The sequence below is a fragment of the Agromyces binzhouensis genome (genome assembly GCF_004135055.1).
GTDB lineage: Bacteria > Actinomycetota > Actinomycetes > Actinomycetales > Microbacteriaceae > Agromyces > Agromyces binzhouensis.
The window spans coordinates 1-746 of the sequence record NZ_SDPL01000744.1; the positions used below are offsets into that span (position 1 = coordinate 1).

Sequence of the window (746 nt, forward strand, 5' to 3'; positions counted from 1 at the left end):
CCGGGCGGACGACGACGGCCGTCGGCCTCGCGTCCGAGCTCGCCGCCGCCGGGCACCTCGTGGCGCTCGTCGACGCCGACCCCTACGGAGGGACGATCGCCCCCGCGCTGGGGCTGCTCGACGAGGCGCCGGGATTCGCATCGGCGTGCCGACTCGCCGGATCCGGCGCGCTCGACCGGGTCGAACTCGAGCGCATCGCGCAGCGCTACTCCTCCCCGAGGGCGTCGTTCGACGTCTTCACCGGGCTGGTCGGGCCGAGCCGATGGCCCGAACTGTCGCAGGAGCGCGTCGCCGAGGCGCTGCGGGTCATGCGGGCGCGCTTCGAGTTCGTGGTGGTCGACGTGGGCTTCAGCCTCGAGCGCGACGAGGAGCTCACGAGCGACCCGTTCGCGCCCCGACGCAACGCCGCCACCTTCGCGGCCCTCGCCGCGGCCGACCGGGTCGTGGCCGTCGGACTCGCCGACCCCGTCGGGCTCTCCCGCCTGCTCCGCGGCCACGCGGAGCTCGTCGAGCACGTCGACCCCGATCGGATCGACGTCGTGGTCAATCGCGTGCGCACGAGCGCCCTGGGGATCGACGCCCACGCGCAGGTCCGGCAGACCCTGCGCCGGTTCGCTGGGCTCGCCGACGCCCTGCTGCTTCCGCACGACGGTCGGGCCGCGGATGCCGCGATCCTCACCGCGCGCACGCTGCGCGACGCGGCACCGCGTTCGGCCCTCCGGGCGGCGCTGCGCTCGTACGTCGAC

General features: G+C 75.6%; 1 protein-coding gene. It reads left to right on the forward strand.

Features of this window, described 5'->3' with window-relative positions; all coding sequences use genetic code 11:
- Positions 1 to 746, forward strand: a 746-nt coding sequence (locus tag ESO86_RS18000; protein ID WP_422836516.1) for a CpaE/TadZ family protein, incomplete at both ends; no start/stop codon positions are given.